2 protein-coding genes and 1 pseudogene are annotated in these 4,392 nt (G+C 38.7%); all 3 read right to left on the bottom strand.

Features of this window, described 5'->3' with window-relative positions; all coding sequences use genetic code 11:
- Window positions 1-139 precede the first annotated feature (139 nt).
- A complete protein-coding gene (locus tag V7083_RS16845; RefSeq protein WP_335479956.1) occupies window positions 140-2,293 on the bottom strand; it encodes a DNA topoisomerase III in 2,154 nt (717 codons plus the stop codon).
- 79 nt (window positions 2,294-2,372) lie between these two features.
- On the bottom strand, window positions 2,373-4,094 hold the full coding sequence (cydC, locus tag V7083_RS16840; RefSeq protein ID WP_335479954.1) for a thiol reductant ABC exporter subunit CydC: 1,722 nt from the start codon (window positions 4,092-4,094) through the stop codon (window positions 2,373-2,375).
- 3 nt (window positions 4,095-4,097) lie between these two features.
- Window positions 4,098-4,392: pseudogene (locus V7083_RS16835) on the bottom strand (thiol reductant ABC exporter subunit CydD); the annotation flags it as partial.

Here is a 4,392-nt window from a genome sequence, read left to right as displayed (position 1 = left end):
CGCCCACGGAAAGCGAAGTGCCTGGAGCGGAAATCAACACACAAGTTTAATAGAGCTAATTAATAAAAAAAACATCTACAAATGAATGTAGATGAATTCGCAAAGGTTCCTACCTTTTTTCTATGATTTATCGACTACTTTATTCAAACAGGAATTTTACAGTATGATCTTTTGCGTCAATGGTCAGTCTTGCATTGAAGCTTTTATCCTTTTTGGTAAAACCTTCGATCAGTTCTGTTTTTCCATCAGATAGGAGCAATTTTATATTTTTCTGCGTGATGTTTTTACCAAGAATTTGTTTTGATATAGTAAAGTCGCATTTATTCTTCTGATAGTTGTTGCAGCCATAAAAGCTGCCCTTATCGACAATCGATCCATCACATTTTTTACAGGGTCCGAGCTTGGTCAATGTTTTTTGTTTCGTTTTTCGTTTACCAGGAGTAAAATTACTACTGACTTCTTCAGAAAAAGTCCAACTTGTCACTTGTTCCTTACTAGAAGAAATCAGATGAAACACCATTTTTTTAGTTTGTTCCATAAAGTTTTTTGGGGAAGCAGTACCTTCAGATATTTCCTTCAGCTTCTCCTCCCATTTTGCCGTCATTTCCGGCGAAGCGAGGATTTCCTTCCCAATTGCTTCGATTAAGATTCTGGCTTTAGCGGTTGCATAAACTAAGTTCTTTTTCACGTCAATATAGGAGCGATCCTTTAACATAGTAATGATACCCGCTCTGGTTGCCTCTGTACCTAACCCTTCTGTTTTGGACAATATCTTCTCCATTTCTTTATCATCCAAATGCTTTCCAGCGGTTTTCATAAGCGTAATTAATTGACCTTCTGTATATCGCTTTGGTGGTTGCGTTTGACTTTCAATGACTTCAACTTTTATCGTCTTCCCTTGCTCTCCTTTTGTTAAAGCAGGAAGGTTCTGCTCTTCATCCTGATCTTTGGAGTATATTACCTTTCTCCAACCCTCATCAATCTGAACTTTTCCTTTAGAAATAAACGCAGCTCTTCCTTCAACAAGTGTGGTAATCGTTGTGTACTCGGCAATAGACTTATTGTAATGAGCCGCAATTAAACTTTTTACAATCAAATCATAAAGTTTCCGTTCATCCAGGCTTAACTTTTCTACATTCGGAATTTGTTCAGTAGGAATGATGGCATAGTGGTCTGTAACCTTCTTTTCATTTACATATCTTTTGTTGTCAGCGATCGAAGCATATGGCAAAGGAAAATAGGGTTCATAGTCTTTGATATGACTTATTTTATTTAGTATATCGGGGAAATTATTGGCTTCTTCTTTTGTTACATAACGAGAATCAGAACGAGGATAGGAGACATTTCCTTTTTGATAGAGTCCTTGCAAGACGTCCAAGGTTTTTTTCGGTGAAAATTTATAACGTTTGTTTGCCTCTGCTTGAAGTGCTGATAAATTATAGAGAAGTGGCGGAAGAAATTCTTTGCGTTCACAATTTACCTCACTAACCTCCGCTGGTTTCTCCCGACAGAAAGTTGCTATCTTATCAGCCATTTCCTTTGTCTTTACTCGGGTTTCACCATCATTTTGCCACTTTCCATTATATTTCTTTCCATTGATGTTAAAATGAGCTTTGACCTCCCAAAATGGTTCCGCTTTAAAGTTTTCAATTTCGAGCTCGCGTTTGACGATCAGAGCTAATGTCGGTGTTTGCACCCGACCTACTGAAAAAACGTCGGAAAACCCCCGTTGCTTGAGAAGCAAGCTATACAATCTAGAAGCATTCATTCCCACCACCCAATCGGCACACGCCCTTGTGTAGGCTTCAAAATAAAGGCTCCTAGTCTCGTCTTCATTTAGCAGCCTTTGAAAACCTTCGCGAATCGCGTTTGGTGTCAAAGAGGAAATCCATAATCTTTTCATCGGCTTACGGCAATTCGTTAGCCGCAAAATATTTCGAATGATCAGCTCCCCCTCGCGTCCGGCATCTCCTGCATGGATAATTTCCGTAACCTGTGGGTGTGATACTAATTTTTTGATGACTGAAAATTGTTTCGCCTTATCTCTTGTCACTTCGTACTCAAAATGCGAAGGAATGATTGGCAAGTTATCCAAGGACCAACGTTTCCACTCCGGTTGATATTTTTCCGGCTGAACCAATTGGCATATATGACCGATTGCCCAAGTCACATAAGCCCCCTTTGAAAATACCTCATTTGGGAAAATTTCAATAAAGCCGTTTTGTTTCCTATGTTTAAAGATGGATGCAAGGGTTGAGCCTTGATCCGGTTTTTCAGCAATGATTAATTTCATAGAATAATAGCTCCTTAAAAAAGCTTCACATTCTATTTTACTCTCATTTTAAAAAATCAGCAAAGGAATTTCGTAACCCTTACCTAAAAGGGTTATCCAATTGATAAAGGTTACGGTATCTTTGTTCCTTATTAAGAAGCTGTTCGTGACTGCCAACCATGGTGATGGCACCTTTTTCTAGAAAAAGAACCCGGTCCATTTGTTCAACTCCAATTAAATGGTGGGTTACCCAGATAATGGTTTTATCTTTCAATGTTGAAAAAATGGTTGTTAATAATTGATTTTCTGTGATTGGATCAAGACCAACAGTTGGTTCGTCCAATAACACAATTGGCGTATTTTGCAAGAGAATTCTCGCTAAGGCAATTCTTTGTCGTTCTCCTCCTGAAAAGCGTTGGCCAGTCTCTTGCATATTGGTTTCATATCCATTCGGTAAATTGCGAATCATGTCATCCAATTGAACCAGCTTGCAAATGCGAAAAACCTCTTCGTCTGAGGAATTGGGATTCCCCAAGCGAATATTATTCATGACAGAGGTATGAAAAAGGTAAGCCTTCTGGTTTAGCACGCTAATAATGCTAGACATATCATTTGCTAAGGTGAAAGCATCTCGTTCATTTAATAGGACTTGACCACTTGTCGGTGCAAGAGCTCCTTGAATAAGATGAAGCAGCGTGGATTTCCCTGATCCGCTTCTCCCAAGAATCGCCAACTTCTCTCCTGGCTGAATGGTTAGACTAACCTCTTTTAATAAATGGTCTTCCTGTAAATATCCAAAACTGACTTTGTTAAGTTGAACCGTTACAGGCATGGTCATTTTCTCTACTGTTGTGTTGATTATGGGAGAATCGGTCGGTTCAATCTCGGTTAGCCGCCTTAATGATTTTTGATAACTTGTAGTCTCACTAACTACTCCAGCAATTGGTAAAAATGATTCTAGCAAAGAAAATATAGCTAAGCAAAAGGCGGCGATAAAAGTGGCCGGTGCTTCTCCTCTAACAGTTAACCCATTTGCCCAGGCCATCACCAGAACCACTATAATTCCTAAAACCAGTTGATTTAAACAATCCCGCCAATTGACAAATATCTGCTTTTTTACTTCTATTTTATAGAGCAGTTGTTCTTTATTTTCATAATCAGAGATGAAGTTTTGATAATTCCTGCTAAAGATCCAATCACTAATTCCAAATACGGCATCTGTAAACTTATAATAAAGCTCATGCCTCCCCCTTTTTAACCGTTCATTTCTTGCTTTGGTGACCAATAAAGAAATAGCAGGTCCAACAAAAAGTAGCAAGCCGACTAAGACTGCTAATAGAATTGCAAATGGTACAGAGAAAATTCCGATACTAATCATCATCATGACATAGATTACCAAAGAAACGACTGATGGAAAAATGGTTTTAAGATAGAAGTCCTGTAGATGTTCGATATCATTTGCCAGCAAACCGAGGATGTCCCCGGTACGAAATCTTTGATGTATAAGAAGTGCCTGCGGCTCAATCATTTTATAAAGCTTTACCCTCATGTTTGATAGAATTTTCAAGATAAGAGAATGGCCAGAAAGTCTTTCAACATAACTTAGAACAGCCCTTCCAATCCCAAAAGTACGTACACCTACAATTGGGACATACACCATTAAAATGGATTCAGGTTGGGTTGCAGCTTTTGAAATGAGGTACCCTGATGTAAACATCAGCGCCCCACCGCATGCAATGGTTAGTGCCCCAAGGAGAATGGAAACAATAAAAAAATGGCGGTATTGACGAATATAAGGCAGAATCCAATTTTCTTTTCCCACTTTTTATTCTCCTTCCTGACCTAAAACAAATTTATAATAGATTGATTGTAATGACATGAGTTGTTCATGGGAACCTTTTTCAATTATTTCTCCTTGATTCAAAACAAAGATTTCATCCATATCCGTCATCCAATGCAAACGGTGGGTAGCTAAAAACACCAATTTCCCCTGAAATAATTCCAACATGGCTGCCTTTATTTCCGCTTCCGTTTCAATATCTAAATGGGCCGTTGGTTCATCGAGCATAACAATGGGTCTTTTACTTAAATAAGCACGTGCAATGGCAATACGCTGTTCC

Origin of the sequence: Bacillus sp. JJ1764 (assembly GCF_036962145.1) — a bacterium.
In the GTDB taxonomy this organism is placed as follows: domain Bacteria; phylum Bacillota; class Bacilli; order Bacillales; family Cytobacillaceae; genus Neobacillus.
Note: the sequence above shows the minus strand (reverse complement) of the source record. Positions and strands in the feature narration are given on the sequence as shown.